Below are 14,923 nucleotides of genomic sequence, written 5' to 3'. Positions count from 1 at the left end.
TCCATGGTCCAGAAACTTGACTATCTGAAAGAAACTCCGTCGCAGACAGCCGGTCCCTATGTGCATATCGGCCTCGCCCCCGGTGCCGCTGGATTTAAGATCTACGATCAGGAACTCGGCTGGGATATCGCCGGGCCTAACGCCAAAGGTGAACGCATCCGCGTCGAAGGCGTCGTGATCGACGGTACGGGATCACCAATCAAGGACGTGCTGATAGAGGCGTGGCAAGCAAATAGTGAAGGCGTTTTTGCCCACCCCGAGCATCCCGGTGAAACCGAGGAAGGATTTCGTGGGTGGGGACGCATAATCACCGATTTCGAAACCGGTGAATGGGGATTTGATACGATCAAGCCCGGTCAGGTCCCCGGACGATCGGGCACAGTCATGGCCCCGCATATCAATCTGTGGATCGTAGCACGTGGAATAAATGTTGGCCTAAATACGCGCCTCTATTTCAGCGACGAAGAAGAAGCGAACGCCAAAGATCCGGTCATCAACCTGATCGAGTGGGAAAATCGCCGACAAACCCTTGTTGCTCAGCGTAGTGAAAGGAACGGTCATACTGTTTATCGTTTTGATATTCGCCTGCAGGGCGAAAATGAGACGGTCTTTTTTGACGTCTGAGCACCCTGCCTGCCCCACCCTTCTCCTCCCGGGGCAGGCCGCCCAAACAGAATAGGTCAGATCCATGACTAAGCCCTGTATTATTTGCGTCGCAATCACCGGCTCGTTGCCCACCAAGGAAAACAATCCGGCCGTTCCGATTTCAATCTCCGAGCAGATCGAAAGCACGCAGGAGGCATTCGAAGCAGGTGCAAGCATAGTGCACGCTCATGTTCGCAATGATGACCAGACGCCCAGCAGCGACCCGAATAAATTCGCCCAGCTCAAAGAAGGGCTGGAAAAACATTGCCCGGGTATGATCATCCAGTTCTCAACCGGTGGGCGTTCAGGCGCAGGTCGGACACGCGGCGGAATGCTGTCTCTGCGCCCTGACATGGCTTCACTCTCAGTAGGGTCTAATAATTTCCCCACCCGCGTCTATGAGAATCCACCCGATCTGGTTGACTGGCTTGCGGATGAGATGTGTACATACAAGATTACGCCGGAAATCGAAGCGTTTGACCTTTCTCACATCCTCCAGGCCCTAAAAATGCATCAGGACGGCAAACTGTTCGGCAAACTATACGTTCAGTTCGTAATGGGTGTGAAAAACGCAATGCCGGCAGATAAGGCAGTATTCGACTTTTATCTAAAAACCCTGAAGGATCGAGCACCCCAAGCTGAATGGTGTGCCGCTGGAATTGGCCCGAACCAGATAGTTCTGAACGAGTGGGCCATAGCAGCAGGAGGCCATACGCGCACCGGCCTCGAAGACAATGTCCGCATTGACCGCAACACGCTGGCCCACTCCAACGCCGACCTGGTAAGGCGTGTCACCCAGTTGTGTGAAAAATACGAGCGGCCTGTCGCCACATGGCAGCAGGCGAGAGAGATATTGCGACTGTCAACACCCGGAGTGTGATCCGATGCGCACCAAAAACATCCTTTGCGCCTATAACGGAGCGGACACTGCTGTCAGTAGCCTGCGCTATGCGATCAGGATTGCCAAACATCACAATGGCTGGTTGACCGGAATAGTGCGACACGGACGACCCGTGTTGGAAACCCGATTTGGAGGCCAGTTCCCAAAAGAGGTCATCGACATCATGCATGAAAATGACGCCAAGCGGATCCGGCAAGTTGCAAAAAGCTTTGAACGAGAAACATCGGACGGCGGTATTTCAGAACGCTCGGAATTCATTGAAATCGAAGATGAAATGGATCTGGCTCTCGGAGAAGTCTCACGCACCTTTGACCTGATCGTTACAGGCGTCCCGGAACGCGAAATGACGGCGAACCACCTTGCTGCTCATCCCGACATGATTGCCTTGAGAAGTGGCAGACCGGTCCTGGTAGTTCCGGACGCTTATGCTCGAGAAGACCTGGCAGATCATGCATTGGTCGCCTGGGACGGCAAACGCTCGGCCGCTCGGGCGATAGGGGATGCAATGCCAATTCTCGAAGAAAAGGCCAAGGTCAGCATTCTGTGTGTGGGCAAATCAGCACCTGCAAACACCGAACAACTTTTGCGGAACCTCAGTCGCCACGGTATCCAATCGGAGTTACTGACCAGACCCAAAACTCATTCAGTTGGGCAAACCGTGCTGGACACAACACGGGAAGTCGGCGCACAGTTGATCGTGATGGGTGCTTATGAACACAGTAAATTCTCTCATGAACTGTTCGGCGGTGCGACCACGGATGTGTTGGCCAGCACGCACGTGCCAGTTTTCATGTCGCACTAAACAACCATGAGTGATGTGTTTTCGCACCCCTGGCTCGGCGGTTTGTTTGATGACCCGCAAACCCGGAAACTGCTGTCTGCTGAAGTGCAGTTCGGGCACATGCTGGAAACCGAAGCGGCATATACCAGTGCGCTCGGGCATGTCGGGTGGCTATCCCCAGACGTGGCGGAGCAAACGGCCAAACTTATCAGGGTGCAGCAGCCGGATTACTCGGTGCTACGCGATGAAACCGCACAGGACGGTGTTGTTGTACCGTCCCTAGTTCGCATGCTTCGGGCACAACTGCCGAAGGAATGCCAGGACGCCCTTCATCACGGCATGACTTCGCAGGATGTGATCGACACCGCGTTGGTCCTGACGTTCAAAGACATCTTTCCCCTGTTCGCCCGGCGTATTGCAGATCTGATTGAGGGCCTGAAATCACTGGAAGAAACACAAGGCGCAAACAGACTAATGGGCCGCACGAGGATGCAAGCCGCCTTGCCGATATCGGTGGCTGATCGCCTGCGCAGTTGGCGAAAACCTTTTGATGATCACCTGGAGCGGCTGAACCAAATGGAGCCGAGGGTTCTGAAGTTGCAACTGGGTGGGGCCGCAGGAGATCGCACAGCGTTGGGAGACGAGGCAGAGTCGATTTCCGCCCATATGGCTGCATCGCTCGGTCTGCAGAATTCTGGGGCATGCTGGCACAACCGTCGTGACAGTATCGCCGAGTTTGCAGGATGGCTGTCGCTGGTCACGGGAAGCTTTGGCAAGTTCGGTCAGGACGTTGCGCTGATGGCGCAACAGGGCTTGGACGAAGTGACATTGGAAGGCGGCGGCGGGTCATCGGCAATGCCGCACAAGCAGAATCCCGTAACAGCAGAGCTATTGGTTTCTCTTGCACGCTTCAATGCGGTTCAGCTTTCGGGTATCCACCAGGCACTTGTCCACGAGCAGGAGCGGTCAGGTGCGGCCTGGTCTCTCGAGTGGATGATCCTGCCGCAAATGATCATTTCCACTGGTCGCTCCCTAACGGCTGGAACTGCATTGGCTTCCCAGATATCGCGGCTTGGCAGCCAAAGCTGAGAAAATGAGTGCACGTGTGTTTCACCTTTCGCGCTCACATCACCTACACTGCCCGGACTACCCGGCCGGAAACACGCATCGTGTCTTTGCCCAATTATCGGGTAAAGCAACCGGAATTGAGTGGTCAACATTCGGCGACCGAGTTGAGGGAATTGAAGAAGAGGTACTATGACAACTAGCAGGAATCCATTTCACTTTCATCCTGAATTGAGGTCAGCAATAACTGACCCTAAGCAATCGTTTTTTCGATCCTTTTCTACTGAGGTTCTGGCCAAAAAATCTCAAGAGCTCGGACTGACACAATGGTGGTTCTCTGACGAAGTACGCGAAGCGAAACGCCTGGAATCCTTGGCTGGCCGAAGGGATGACGACCTTTGGGTCTTTGCATATGGATCGCTCATGTGGGACCCGGCGTTCGAATTCGCAGAAGTGCGAAGAGCATATTTACCAAACCACGAAAGGAAGTTTATTCTCAAGGACATTTACGGAGCGCGAGGCACAGTCGAGGCGCCTGGTTTGATGGCCGCTCTGGATAAAGGCTCGGGATGCAACGGCCTTTTGTTCCGAATTACCCGAGACAATCTTGATGAAGAAACCGCCGTAATATGGCGCCGCGAACAAGTCGGACCTGCGTATATTCCAACATTTGTCACCGCTCAAGTCGATGACATGGCGATCGAGGCGCTCACGTTTTTGGCAGATCGTGATGCAGAAGTGATAGAACCAAATATTTCCCGCGAAGATCAGGTTCGCTTTATGGCTACGGGAATGGGGTTTGCCGGATCGAGTATCGAATACCTAAGGGGAATTCAGAAGAAATTCGCGCTTCTTGGTATTTGCGACGAAGAAGTCGAATCCCTGCTTCGCGATGCTGAAGCTTATTTGTCTTTCGACTAAGACGGCTTGTCGAATCGAGGCAGGGTCATCACCCGAAACCACATCCTTCTCCACATAGGTTCCTAGGAGTTACTCCCACCCAAGTTCGCCCCTGAGCGTTCAGCACTCTAAAACCACTGGCGCAAAGGTCATGTCAAATCAACCCGAAAGTACACCCGGTAGCCAAAGGGTCAGTGCTGGAAACGCGATTAAAACACCTATTCGAAGAATTTCTGCACCGAAGAAAGGAAGCACACCAACAAAAGTATCACGCATCGGAACATCCGGGGATTGAGCAGAAATAATAAAGACATTCATCCCAACAGGTGGTGTAATTAATCCCAACTCAACCACGATCAGGGCGAGGATTCCGAACCAAATCTTCAAATCCTCGGTGTCCATTCCAAAAGGCGACGTTTCGGCTGTGGCATAGTCGCCGCCGTTGATCTCAACCAGCACCGGCCAGAAAAACGGAATGGCCAGCAGGATCATCGACAAGCTGTCCATCAAGCACCCCAACAGGATAAGAGCCAGCAACAGCAGCAGAAGGGTCAGCATCGGCGTCAGGGTGGAATTGGCCATCATTTCGGCCATGGCCTGCGGCACGCCCCCGCGCGACATGAAAATCTTGAGCAGCTCGGCCCCCAGCAGGATGAGATAGATCATTCCAGCAGTGCGGGCGGTTTCCAACAGCGCCTCCCGCCCGTCGTTGAGTGTAAACTGAGCACGCACCAATCCAAACAGCGTGACCATAACCACACCAACGGCCGCGGCCGGGGTCGGATTGAACAATCCCAGATAAATTCCGCCAATTACGACACCGAACACCAGACCCACCGGCAACACATTCAACGTTGCCGAGATCAATTCCTCGCGTGAGGCGGCATCACCTTTCGGACCTGCTTGGGGTTTGACCAAAACATAAATCAGAATTGTCAGAATGAAGAACGCAACCGCAATCAATCCCGGTATTAACGCCGCCATGAACATCGTGACCACGTTGGCCTCGACAATGATCGCATAGATGATCAACACGACCGAAGGTGGAATCAGGATGCCCAAAACCCCGCCGGCTGCGATGGTCCCGGTGCCCAGCGTCGAGGAATAGTTGTACTTCTTCAGTTCGGGCAGTGCGACGCGACCCATGGTTGATGCAGTGGCCAATGACGAGCCGCAAACCGCCCCGAATCCGGCGCAGGCGGCAATAGCGGACATGGCCACTCCCCCGCGCATCCATCCAAGCCAGGCATTTGCGGCACGAAACAAATCGGCACTCAAGCCCGACCGCGACGCGATTGCGCCCATCAGCACAAACAGAGGTACAACTGACAGGTCATAGATCGAGAATTGTCCGTAAGCGAGGTCCTTAAGCTGACTAAGAACGATCATGGGACCATTCAAAAGGGCAATTCCAACGCCACCAACAATGATCATTGCATAGGCGATTGGCATACGAATGGCTATTAGAAACACAAGCGTTCCGAGGCCCATCAGGCCAATAGTAATGCTGTCCATCGGTCAGACCTCGCTGCGAGTAAGCGTTCTCAGAGCTTCTCCCAGCGTGATCAACGCCGCCAGAAACAAAAGTGCCAAAGATACCAATGCAGGAAGGAACGCCCACCAAATTGGAATTTCCAGGATGCCGGTGAATTCCTCATACTCACGATAGTCCGAAAGCCCTGCGCTCATTCGCCAGATCAAAAGTGCAGCAAACAACAACGCTACGATTGCTGCCGCCGCCGACATCAGTGCAACCGACCGGGGACCTGCGCGCATCGAAAAAATGTCCGCCGACACGTTGGCACCAACCAATTGGCAATAAGGCAAGAAACAAAAGGCCGCTATTGCTGCTCCCATTTCGGTCAGTTCGAAATCCCCAGGGAAGGGCTTGTTGATTATCATCCCGGCAAGGATTGACCATGCGTTGACCAGAACCACCCCAACCAAAACCCCGCCTCCAATCAGCGCCCAGCCAGTGATCAGGTGGCGCGCAAGATCCACAGATCTTGCGACACCAGATGCTTGCGCCCCCGACACTGTTCAGTTCGAGGCCATGTTTTCGGACACAAGTGCAACCGCGCGGTTGTAAAGCGCCTGCCCGTCGATGCCTTTTTCATTCATTTCAGTGATCCAGCGTTCGACCACAGGTTCCATAGCGGTTTCGAACTCGGCCCATTCGGCGTCGCTTAGCTGGATATGTTCGTTGCCGGATTTGGTGGCAATTCCAATCCCGAATTCTTCGGCCCCGTCCCAGATGCGACCCACTTCGGCATGCCATTCCGGGCCTGAGGCATCTGTGAAAATCTGCTGGATATCGTCGGGCAAGCTCTCCCAGCGATCCTTGTTCATCACAACAGAAAAGGACGTCGTGCCCAGACGTTTCCCGTCCGGTCCTTCGATCTGGTACTGAGTTTGTTCCTGTACTTTCAAGGGCGGGATAATTTCAAACGGGATGAGAGCGCCATCAATCACCTTTTTCGACAATGCCACAGGAATTTCCCCAACCGATGTCTTGACCGGGCTCGCCCCCAATGATTCAAGAACCCATGCACCGGTTCTGGAAGGAATGCGGATTTTCTTGCCGGCCACATCCGCAGGCGTTCGCACTGGATCCGTTGCCATGTGCAAAGCGTTACCGCCGTGTACATGCTGGAACAAGGCGTGAAGGCCTTTGAAATCCTTGCTGAGTTCGTCTGTGTACATTACTTGCATTGCCCTGTTAACCGCGGCGCTGTCCCCCTGGTGGACACCCGGCAGTTCAAAGACCTCGGTGCGCGGAAACGAACCGGCGGCGTAGGCGTTGACCATCCAAACCATATCCACAACCCCATCACGCGCTTGACGAGGAAGCTGCGGTGGCTTGCCACCAAGGGTCATTGAGGGGAAAATCTCGATTTTTATGCGCCCGTCGGACGCCTCCATGATGCGTTTGGCCCACGGTTCCAGCATTTGCGAATGCGCTGGAGCTTTTGGGCTCAGAAAATGATGCAATTTGAACTCAAACTCTTCGGCAAAGCTCACTTGTGCTCCGGCGAATGCAACAAACATTCCAGTTGCGGCGCCTTTAACAAACCCTGCGAATCTCATTGGACCTCCTCCGTCAAAACTCCATGAATTGGATCAGCCTGGAACTTGCCGGAGAGTTTAGTTACTGATTGTTTACATTTAAAATGAAATCTACGGCTTTTTAGTTTCCGTAGTTAGCATGTTTGAGCAGTTTCCCTGCAGTCAATCTGGTCCGTCGACAGGGATATTTGGACAAGTGGCAGTGGATATTAAGAAGTTGCAGCCAATATGTCAGACAAGGCGACATCTGCATCAGTTGGCAGCGATAGCGCGCCTGCCGGCACCTCGGGATAATCGAGATTGATGCGAATGAGCCGGGCGTTTTGAAAATGAGTTCCTATCCTCTCCATTGGCCACCGAATAACGCTGGGTGTATTGAAACCTGCACCGATTTCAAGCACCGCCAGCCTCTGGCCATTGACACACTGGAGCCAAGTCGCAAAGGCCTTTGATTGCGAAACGTAAGGGGTCTCTATAAACCATCCACCCCCTCGCACATTCATGAACACTGGCCCGCCGCAATTGGGACATACCGCGAGAGACGATTTGTCCTCAACCTTTTGATTTTGTCGGTTGACGGATGGCAGCATCGCGTCGACCAGAGGGATCCCATCCCAGGTTTGGTCTGTGCACGGCGTCAGACATTGGAACAATTCATAATCGCCCTGGGGTGTATAGATGCGCGTAGGATCAAATCCATTTTTATAGAAATACCGGTCGACATTTGAAGTCACGACAAAATAGTCCTTGTCGCCAACCAGCTTAAGTAAATCCTGATACACTTTTGTCTGGCGCGCCCTGTAAACGTGGTCCAGAGCAACCGACAGGTAACCCCATTTGAGTGCCTCGTCTTTGAAGGGGAAACCCATCATTTGATACTGATTGCGGGCACCGTACTGCAGCATTCCGGGGAACCTGTTAGCAAACGCAACTTCGTCGGCGTAGTCCAGCCCGGCCGCAACAGACATCCCCGCGCCGGCTCCGATCAGTACTGCATCGGAGTCTCTTATCGTTTGCGCGACCATTTCTACGGTATTCAAAGCAGTTCCCATTGCCTCGCTTCCTGCTCATAAATTCTTGTGGCAGCGTCGCCAAAAGTATTGAAAATCACGTGACTTAGACCTTTGGGGTTCCTGCCGAGCCAATCAATCACTGTTGCAAGTGCAATCTTCGCAGCGGCTTGCGCAGGGTATCCGAATACACCAGTCGAAATTCCGCACAGGGCCACCGAACGGGCCCCGGCCTCGTAGGCCAAGGAAAGACTGGACTGATAACAATCCGCCAATTGAGTTTCTTGTCTCGTCGTTGGTCGCGACCCGGATTGGACAATGGGACCCACTGTATGCAGGACGTATCGGGACGGCAGATTGTACGCGCGCGTTATTTTGGCGGCACCGGTCACCTCACCATGCCCCTGCAATTGCATTATCTGATGGCAATCTTCCCTCAGCTGCGGGCCAGCCGCACAATTGATCACATTGTCGATACAGGCATGGAACGGCTGAAAGCATCCAAGCAATTCTGAATTGGCAGCATTGGTGATGGCATCGACACGAAGCGTTGTTGTGTCACCGTCCCAAATGCTGATCCGCCCGCTGACATTGGAACCTCCGTTCAATCGCTGCAACGCTTTTGAGTCTGTTATTGCTTTTTTTGACAGTTCGTGTTGAAGCAACCGGTCGGTCGCATCGAGCAAGTTTGACGGCAAGTTTCCAGGGCTGCGAACAGTCAACGCTGCCTGAACCCACCTTCGCCGTTCCTCAGCGGACTGAGGAACGGCATATCGCTCAATAAATCGCGCGGATTGGCTATCGTAATTAAGGGCATGCACGACATCGTCTAACGCATCAAGAGGATTCCCGGTTGCAGGAACAAACGCTTCGTACAGGCGTATCTCTTGCTCATAAGCTGACAGTTGCACTACAAAACCCCGAGTGATTATTAAGGTGATCTCAGCAGGCCAATCTACCTGCTGAGACTGAGTCAGGCGCTCAGAACTTGCCGTTTTCGTGTGCCATCTCAGACGGAATGTCGGAAATGACATCCCAGTGTTCGACGATTTTGCCGTCTTCAACGCGGAAAAGATCAAAAAAAGCCGTGGGATTTCCGGCTAGGGTGCCTTCGGAGGCGGTAAAGACAAAGTTGCCTTCGGCTACGACCAGATGTGTTTCATTGTATTTCATAGTGACGCCCTTTTCGGCCCAAGCCGTCAGAGCTGCACCCAGACCGTCCAACCCATCGGCAATCTGGCTGTTGTGCTGGATGTAGGTTTCGGTCGAGATGAACTCTGTGATTTGATCACCTTTTCCGTCACGCAGGATCGTATCGACAAACCTGGTTACTAACTCTTTGTTTACTTTTGTCTTATCCAGATCGACGATCTCGACTTCACCATCGGTTTGCGTGCGCCCCGACGGGTTCGGCTCGGCAACCGCTGTTAGATTGTCCCAATGCTCGGCCACTTTCCCGTCCTCAACACGAAACACGTCAAATCCGACCAAAGCATCGGCACCAAAAGCTTGCGCATTGGTATAGGTGTTGTGCAGGACGACCAAATTACCCTCTTCCAAAACGCGATGCGTGGTTACCTCTAAACCGCTTTCCTTTAGACTGGGGATAAAGCCAACAATAGGTGCAGCACCGGTCGGAACAGCTGGATTGTGCTGAATATACCCAGGAGCCAGCAGCTGTTTGGCAGCTTCTGGGTCGAAGTTGGTGAAAATGGCAGTAACGGCGTTCAGGACAATTTCTTTGGGAGTCATTTCCGTTTCCTTTGATTTTGGTTGTGTTGCTGTGCGCAACTGGTATCATAACTATACCAAGTATCAATTACGCACTTTATAGGAACCAGGTATGCTCCAAGTAACCGCGACAACCGATGAAGAAAGCAAACTGTGCCCGGTCCGTAACGTGCTCGCCAATGTAACAAAAAAATGGCAAACGTTGTTGCTTCTGGCGCTTGAAGATGGCCCGATGCGGTTTGGCGCGCTAAAACGGATAATCGGGGACATCACCCAGAGAGTGCTAACCGAAAACCTGCGTTCAATGGAGCGCGACGGATATGTTACACGCACGGTACATTCCGGACCACCACTGGCAGTCACATACGAGCTGACGGAAATGGGCAAAGATCTTGTGGAGGTCATCAAACCCCTCGTGATATGGGCGCAGAATCATTTCGACAAGGTTGAGGAAGCTCGCGCCAGATATGATGGTTGATACTCACGTCGTTAGTAGAAGACGAAACTACGCATAGATATGCTTCCGATATCGATTGTCTCGTTGGTGAACATCAGTTGATCTTTAACATCCGCGGCCCCGGCGATTGTCAGGGCCGGGATGTAATGGTCCAAGGTTGGATGCGCGCGGAACAATTGGGCACCCAGCGCATTTCGGTCTGTCATGGCCCGGAAGTTTCTGTTTTTCAGAAACGTGGCGATACGCGTGTCGAACTCAGTCGCCCACTCATAAGGAGTGGCCCCCAGACGTAAGTTGCGTAGGTTGTGCACGATATTTCCGCTGCCTAAGATTAGCACCCCCCGGTGACGCAACTCCGCAAGCGCCTGCCCAACCGACAAATGCCAATCCAAGTCTTGCGTCATGTCGATCGACAACTGAAAAACAGGCACGTCTGCGCTCGGGTACATCCAGTTCAGAACCGACCAGGCTCCGTGATCCAGACCCCAAGTTGCGTCGGCCTTTGCATGGTGGCTGGCCAGCAAGGAGATTACTTCGGCCGCCATCTTCGGGTTACCACATGCCGGGTAGTCCTGCTCGTACAATTCTTTTGGGAACCCATAAAAGTCATGGATCGTGCGTGGCGTCGTTGACACGTCTACCAGGGTTGAGCCCCGTGTCATCCAGTGCGCCGAGACCACCAGGATCGCTTGAGGCTGTGGCAGGGATTGACCAAGGGCGGCCCATTCGCGTGAATGAGAAGTTTCTACGATTGCATTCATTGGACTTCCGTGCCCCAGAAATACAACCGGCATTCGGTCTGTCGCCGTCAGAGCATCTTTTAGCTTCCTCACGTTCTGATCGACGCTCATGCTGGAATACTCCCAAATACAGTAGGCGTAGCCGAAAAAAATCGGCGAGCCATCAATTGGGACGGCACGCCGATGGGTTTATTCTGCTACTCTATAACGAGTCATGGTCATTGAATCTGCATCCAGCTTAGAGACAAATTTTGCTGCCGCAGCTGCATCCATGAAGGTTGCCATGGACGCGTCGGCCGCATCGGGGCTTTCCCAATAGACGACGACTAGCCACGCACCATTATCGCCTTTTGCGGACTGGCGGGCCACAAAACCAGGCTGTTTCGAAACGTGCTGTTCCTGCACAGCACGGTCAAGTTCGGAAAACTCCTCGTAAGTAACACCTTCCTTGAGATTGAAGTTCACAATCTCAATTACTTTGGCGTCCTCCAGATTCTGCGCGTCGACCCGTGTCACGGTTAGCAGGGGCAAGGCTGAAAGCGCGGCTAAAAAAAATACTTGCCAAAATTTTTTCCCGATTGCTGACTTATTGATGATCATGGCCGTTTCCTTTCATTCTGACCAATTGTTTTCGAGTTGCCGAATTATTGGGTGTGCTCAACCGGCCCTCTCCAGCTTACCTGGCACCAGCTAACTCTGCTTCGCAGACATGACGGATCGCTCCAGATCTTCGGGTCCTTTGGGAACAATTCCGCCTGGGTTGAGCGCAGAGAGCGAATAGTAACCGCTTTTGATATGATCAAGGTGAACTGTCTCAGCCACGCCTTGTACGTTCAAAACCCGTTGCATGTGCCCGTGCAGATTCTGATAATCCACTAATCGCTTCTTGTTGCATTTGAATAGCCCATGATATGCAGCGTCGAACCGGATCGACGTGACAAAAACCCAAATGTCTGTTTCTGTCAGGCGATCGCCAAAAAGAAATCTGCGACCGTCCGACAACAGTTCATCGAGCTTGTCCATTTCGCTGAAGAGCTGGTCATAGGCTTCTTGATAGGCCTTCTGGGACGAGGCGAAGCCACATTGATAGACTCCATTATTGTAGTGCCTGTAGACCCGAGAATTTAGGGCATCAATGTCTACTGCCAGATCTGAAGGGTACAGGTCAGGAGTACCAGGGACAAATTCCGCGAATGCACTGTTGAACATCCGCACGATATCTGCGCTTTCATTGTTCACAGCTTGTCCGGTTTTTGTGTCCCACAACAGTGGAACGGTCGCGCGTCCGGTGAATCCGGCATCAGCGCGCGTATATGTTTCGTGCAGGTACTTTGAGCCAAACAAGTGATCGTCAGTTGCACCAGGGAACGCACTGAACGCCCAGCCTTCGTCAGTCATTTGGGGCGAAACGACGGAAACTGATACCAACGGCTCCAACATTTTCAGTCTTCGCGCGATTAATGCGCGTGATGCCCAAGGGCAGATATAGCCAACGTACAGATGATATCTTCCTGTTTCTGCTTTGAAGCCGGCGTTGCCTGTTGGACCGGCGCTACCATCCGGAGTAATCCAGTTCCTAAATGACGAAGTCTGACGAACAAAGCGCCCGACCTCGTCCGCGTTTTGGACGGGATCCCAAGTTTTTACCCATTTTCCGCTGATCATCATGACTGCACTCCGTGGGTGAGGAAAGCCGATGCAAGCTGTTAACCTAATCAGTGCATCTAGGAGCTTCTTACGAGTCGAGGTGTTAGCACGTACTTCCCTTCATCAAGCAGGGCTACTGCCAGCATGACCACCGCCCAGAAAACGGGAAACTCCCAACCGCCGCCATCATTTGCAAACATCCAACCGTTTGTGCCATGTGCAGTAACAGCAGCACCTAACAACACAGGTATCGTAACCAGCGCAGCGATCCTTGAATAAACGCCCAGTATCAGTGCGGCCGCTGCACCCAGTTCAACCATAATTACCACATACCCAAGACCCCCGGGCAGTCCAAGAGAAGTAAAATAGCCTGCCGTACCCGCTGGTGTGAACACCAATACCTTCAGCAGTCCATGCGCCAAAAAAAGAACACCAGTGCTCAAGCGCAATAGAAGTGCCGCGAGATCGGTTCCGTTTTCGAGTTTCATTTTCGTCTCCTATTCAATCGATCACTTCGCCGGTTCTTGGTTGGCGGTTCACTGGCATGAAGCGGCTGAATCAACCGGCGCCAAATTTAGTCGGCTAAGAACTAGCCCGGCGTTATTCGCCGATAAAGGTTAGTATTGGCGAAAAACTGTCGTCGTAGTATTCACAATCATGGACTTGATTGATGGCATGAGAACTTTTGTTGCGACTGTGGAATGCGGGTCGTTTACAGCGGGCGCAAATCGGGTTGGAATCTCCAAGAAACTGGCAAGCAAATACGTGGCTGAGTTGGAAGAACACATTGGTGTAAGACTGCTGAACAGAACCACCCGAAGTTTGTCGCTAACGGATCTGGGGCAGCAGTACTATTCGGGATGCATCAATCTACTCACGTCTTTGGAGAGCTTGGAGAATGATCTCAAAACCGAAAGTGACGCACTGACGGGCAAATTGCGCATCGCTGTACCTTTGGATTTTGGACGCGCTGTCATAGTTCCGATCGTAAATGAATTCAGCGACCAAAATCCCAACGTCGTCGTCGAGATCAACATGAGTGATCGCTTTGTCGACATCGTTAACGAGGGCTACGATCTCGCTATTCGGGCAGGAATTCACCAAGATTCCTCGCAGGTGTCCCGACTGTTGGGAAAGATGGACATCTGGTTGGTCGGTGCGCCATCCTTGTTTGAAGACAAGCCGGTTCCAGTTGCCCCCACGGACCTAAGTCAGTTCGCTACTTTGCAGGATTTAAACTTTCGATCCGGAGGCTTGTGGCGATTTCGCAAAGGCAAAAATATTACGAAAATTGCGCCTAATCCCAATATCCAGGTCAACAGCGCCCAGTCGATCCGAGACTTGGCATTATCTGGCCGGGGTCTCGCATGTTGTCCGGATATCTTTGTTGCCTGCGACGTAGAAAAGGGGCGGTTGATACGTCTTTTGCCTGACTACAAGCTTCAGACAAGCGAAATCAGAATTATCTTTGCCAGCGCCCAGCAAATTCAAAGAAAAACGCGTGTTTTTGTTGATTTTCTGGTTCAGAAATTTCGAGATGGACAATACGACAATAGTTGATTGAAAGCGCAATTGCTGACGTCTGGCACTCAACCGCACCCCTCACACTGCTGCGGCCCAGAAGCGGTATCTGCCCTGTCCGGTGAATTCGCGGGCCGGGCCGCGTTGAGTGAACAAGTTGAGGTTGCGGCGAGCGTACATCGACGAACAGCGCGCCTGCCGGGTCACAAGTTCGGCAGACACGAGCGGGTAGCGGGTCAGGATGTCGATCAGCAGCGGCGGTGTGCGTCCGGACAAATCCCGGGTCTGCGCTTGCGCGCGATCCAGCCAGGTTGACAGCCGGTCCAGTTCCATCAGCGCCGCCAGGGCCCCCTGCCCCGGCCTTCATCGCCGCCACCACCGGTTCCAATATTTCGCCCCAGGGAGTGAGCCCTTCCCGGCGCCAGAAGGCCAGATCGCAGGCGGCGCGTGTCATCGCGT

General features: G+C 53.0%; 18 protein-coding genes. 7 read left to right on the top strand and 11 right to left on the bottom strand.

Annotated elements, in window-relative coordinates; genetic code table 11:
- Positions 1-3 precede the first annotated feature (3 nt).
- The 5 genes from pcaG to AC2TEL_RS19260 all read left to right on the top strand — a co-directional run bounded on the left by pcaG (position 4) and on the right by AC2TEL_RS19260 (position 4,313).
- A complete protein-coding gene (pcaG, locus tag AC2TEL_RS19280; protein ID WP_480862840.1) occupies positions 4-624 on the top strand; it encodes a protocatechuate 3,4-dioxygenase subunit alpha in 621 nt (206 codons plus the stop codon).
- Positions 625-688: 64 nt separating this feature from the next.
- Positions 689-1,525, top strand: coding sequence for a 3-oxoadipate:acetyl-CoA acetyltransferase (locus AC2TEL_RS19275; RefSeq protein ID WP_480862842.1), 837 nt, complete (start codon positions 689-691; stop codon positions 1,523-1,525).
- Positions 1,526-1,529: 4 nt separating this feature from the next.
- The gene (locus tag AC2TEL_RS19270) at positions 1,530-2,348 is read left to right on the top strand and encodes a universal stress protein (protein WP_480906272.1); all 819 of its coding nucleotides are present in this window, start codon (positions 1,530-1,532) and stop codon (positions 2,346-2,348) included.
- 6 nt (positions 2,349-2,354) lie between these two features.
- On the top strand, positions 2,355-3,416 hold the full coding sequence (locus tag AC2TEL_RS19265; protein ID WP_480862846.1) for a 3-carboxy-cis,cis-muconate cycloisomerase: 1,062 nt from the start codon (positions 2,355-2,357) through the stop codon (positions 3,414-3,416).
- A 168-nt stretch (positions 3,417-3,584) separates the two neighbouring features.
- The gene (locus AC2TEL_RS19260; protein WP_480862848.1) at positions 3,585-4,313 is read left to right on the top strand and encodes a gamma-glutamylcyclotransferase; all 729 of its coding nucleotides are present in this window, start codon (positions 3,585-3,587) and stop codon (positions 4,311-4,313) included.
- A 138-nt stretch (positions 4,314-4,451) separates the two neighbouring features.
- Here AC2TEL_RS19260 and AC2TEL_RS19255 read toward each other — a convergent pair whose 3' ends face one another.
- The 6 genes from AC2TEL_RS19255 to AC2TEL_RS19230 all read right to left on the bottom strand — a co-directional run bounded on the left by AC2TEL_RS19255 (position 4,452) and on the right by AC2TEL_RS19230 (position 10,120).
- Positions 4,452-5,807: a TRAP transporter large permease gene (locus AC2TEL_RS19255; RefSeq protein WP_480906269.1), complete on the bottom strand. Its 1,356-nt coding sequence runs from the start codon at positions 5,805-5,807 to the stop codon at positions 4,452-4,454.
- Between the two features lie 3 nt (positions 5,808-5,810).
- The gene (locus AC2TEL_RS19250; protein WP_480906266.1) at positions 5,811-6,293 is read right to left on the bottom strand and encodes a TRAP transporter small permease; all 483 of its coding nucleotides are present in this window, start codon (positions 6,291-6,293) and stop codon (positions 5,811-5,813) included.
- Between the two features lie 39 nt (positions 6,294-6,332).
- Positions 6,333-7,379 (bottom strand): TRAP transporter substrate-binding protein, encoded by a 1,047-nt coding sequence (locus tag AC2TEL_RS19245; protein WP_480906263.1) that lies wholly within the window; start codon positions 7,377-7,379, stop codon positions 6,333-6,335.
- Between the two features lie 188 nt (positions 7,380-7,567).
- Positions 7,568-8,410 carry an SIR2 family NAD-dependent protein deacylase gene (locus tag AC2TEL_RS19240; RefSeq protein WP_480906260.1) on the bottom strand — a complete coding sequence of 281 codons (843 nt, stop codon included), beginning with the start codon at positions 8,408-8,410 and terminating at the stop codon, positions 7,568-7,570.
- Positions 8,395-9,279 (bottom strand): protein-ADP-ribose hydrolase, encoded by an 885-nt coding sequence (locus AC2TEL_RS19235; protein ID WP_480906257.1) that lies wholly within the window; start codon positions 9,277-9,279, stop codon positions 8,395-8,397. The genes AC2TEL_RS19240 and AC2TEL_RS19235 overlap by 16 nt, the downstream gene beginning before the upstream one ends.
- Before the next feature lie 70 nt (positions 9,280-9,349).
- Positions 9,350-10,120 (bottom strand): nuclear transport factor 2 family protein, encoded by a 771-nt coding sequence (locus tag AC2TEL_RS19230; protein ID WP_480906255.1) that lies wholly within the window; start codon positions 10,118-10,120, stop codon positions 9,350-9,352.
- A gap of 91 nt (positions 10,121-10,211) precedes the next feature.
- On the opposite strand from AC2TEL_RS19230, the gene AC2TEL_RS19225 reads away from it, so the two are divergent.
- Positions 10,212-10,577, top strand: coding sequence for a winged helix-turn-helix transcriptional regulator (locus AC2TEL_RS19225; RefSeq protein WP_480862862.1), 366 nt, complete (start codon positions 10,212-10,214; stop codon positions 10,575-10,577).
- 11 nt (positions 10,578-10,588) lie between these two features.
- On the opposite strand, the gene ygiD is transcribed toward AC2TEL_RS19225, so the two are convergent.
- The 4 genes from ygiD to AC2TEL_RS19205 all read right to left on the bottom strand — a co-directional run bounded on the left by ygiD (position 10,589) and on the right by AC2TEL_RS19205 (position 13,431).
- Complete coding sequence (gene ygiD / locus AC2TEL_RS19220; RefSeq protein WP_480842075.1) at positions 10,589-11,407, bottom strand: 4,5-DOPA-extradiol-dioxygenase; 819 nt, start codon at positions 11,405-11,407, stop codon at positions 10,589-10,591.
- A gap of 78 nt (positions 11,408-11,485) precedes the next feature.
- Entirely contained in the window at positions 11,486-11,896 is a 411-nt protein-coding gene (locus AC2TEL_RS19215) for an antibiotic biosynthesis monooxygenase family protein (protein WP_480862864.1), read from the bottom strand.
- A gap of 90 nt (positions 11,897-11,986) precedes the next feature.
- The gene (locus AC2TEL_RS19210; RefSeq protein WP_480906252.1) at positions 11,987-12,964 is read right to left on the bottom strand and encodes a glutathione S-transferase family protein; all 978 of its coding nucleotides are present in this window, start codon (positions 12,962-12,964) and stop codon (positions 11,987-11,989) included.
- A 56-nt stretch (positions 12,965-13,020) separates the two neighbouring features.
- Positions 13,021-13,431 carry a DoxX family protein gene (locus AC2TEL_RS19205; RefSeq protein ID WP_480862868.1) on the bottom strand — a complete coding sequence of 137 codons (411 nt, stop codon included), beginning with the start codon at positions 13,429-13,431 and terminating at the stop codon, positions 13,021-13,023.
- 169 nt (positions 13,432-13,600) lie between these two features.
- On the opposite strand from AC2TEL_RS19205, the gene AC2TEL_RS19200 reads away from it, so the two are divergent.
- Positions 13,601-14,503, top strand: coding sequence for a LysR family transcriptional regulator (locus tag AC2TEL_RS19200; RefSeq protein WP_480862870.1), 903 nt, complete (start codon positions 13,601-13,603; stop codon positions 14,501-14,503).
- Positions 14,504-14,545: 42 nt separating this feature from the next.
- Here AC2TEL_RS19200 and AC2TEL_RS19195 read toward each other — a convergent pair whose 3' ends face one another.
- Entirely contained in the window at positions 14,546-14,797 is a 252-nt protein-coding gene (locus AC2TEL_RS19195) for a helix-turn-helix domain-containing protein (protein ID WP_480906249.1), read from the bottom strand.
- Between the last annotated feature and the right edge of the window lie 126 nt (positions 14,798-14,923).

The organism is Ruegeria sp. HKCCD9138 (assembly GCF_057220975.1).
The sequence above is the reverse complement of the archived record's forward strand: the minus strand, read 5'-3'. Positions and strand labels throughout refer to the sequence as shown.

What these genes read in the sequence shown, in the direction of transcription:
- pcaG (WP_480862840.1), top strand. Translation starts at nt 4, where the DNA reads ATGGTCCAGAAACTTGACTATCTGAAAGAAACTCCGTCGCAGACAGCC.
- AC2TEL_RS19275 (WP_480862842.1), top strand. Translation starts at nt 689, where the DNA reads ATGACTAAGCCCTGTATTATTTGCGTCGCAATCACCGGCTCGTTGCCC.
- AC2TEL_RS19270 (WP_480906272.1), top strand. Translation starts at nt 1,530, where the DNA reads ATGCGCACCAAAAACATCCTTTGCGCCTATAACGGAGCGGACACTGCT.
- AC2TEL_RS19265 (WP_480862846.1), top strand. Translation starts at nt 2,355, where the DNA reads ATGAGTGATGTGTTTTCGCACCCCTGGCTCGGCGGTTTGTTTGATGAC.
- AC2TEL_RS19260 (WP_480862848.1), top strand. Translation starts at nt 3,585, where the DNA reads ATGACAACTAGCAGGAATCCATTTCACTTTCATCCTGAATTGAGGTCA.
- AC2TEL_RS19255 (WP_480906269.1), bottom strand. Translation starts at nt 5,807, where the DNA reads ATGGACAGCATTACTATTGGCCTGATGGGCCTCGGAACGCTTGTGTTT.
- AC2TEL_RS19245 (WP_480906263.1), bottom strand. Translation starts at nt 7,379, where the DNA reads ATGAGATTCGCAGGGTTTGTTAAAGGCGCCGCAACTGGAATGTTTGTT.
- AC2TEL_RS19240 (WP_480906260.1), bottom strand. Translation starts at nt 8,410, where the DNA reads ATGGGAACTGCTTTGAATACCGTAGAAATGGTCGCGCAAACGATAAGA.
- AC2TEL_RS19230 (WP_480906255.1), bottom strand. Translation starts at nt 10,120, where the DNA reads ATGACTCCCAAAGAAATTGTCCTGAACGCCGTTACTGCCATTTTCACC.
- AC2TEL_RS19225 (WP_480862862.1), top strand. Translation starts at nt 10,212, where the DNA reads ATGCTCCAAGTAACCGCGACAACCGATGAAGAAAGCAAACTGTGCCCG.
- ygiD (WP_480842075.1), bottom strand. Translation starts at nt 11,407, where the DNA reads ATGAGCGTCGATCAGAACGTGAGGAAGCTAAAAGATGCTCTGACGGCG.
- AC2TEL_RS19215 (WP_480862864.1), bottom strand. Translation starts at nt 11,896, where the DNA reads ATGATCATCAATAAGTCAGCAATCGGGAAAAAATTTTGGCAAGTATTT.
- AC2TEL_RS19210 (WP_480906252.1), bottom strand. Translation starts at nt 12,964, where the DNA reads ATGATGATCAGCGGAAAATGGGTAAAAACTTGGGATCCCGTCCAAAAC.
- AC2TEL_RS19205 (WP_480862868.1), bottom strand. Translation starts at nt 13,431, where the DNA reads ATGAAACTCGAAAACGGAACCGATCTCGCGGCACTTCTATTGCGCTTG.
- AC2TEL_RS19200 (WP_480862870.1), top strand. Translation starts at nt 13,601, where the DNA reads ATGGACTTGATTGATGGCATGAGAACTTTTGTTGCGACTGTGGAATGC.
- AC2TEL_RS19195 (WP_480906249.1), bottom strand. Translation starts at nt 14,797, where the DNA reads ATGGAACTGGACCGGCTGTCAACCTGGCTGGATCGCGCGCAAGCGCAG.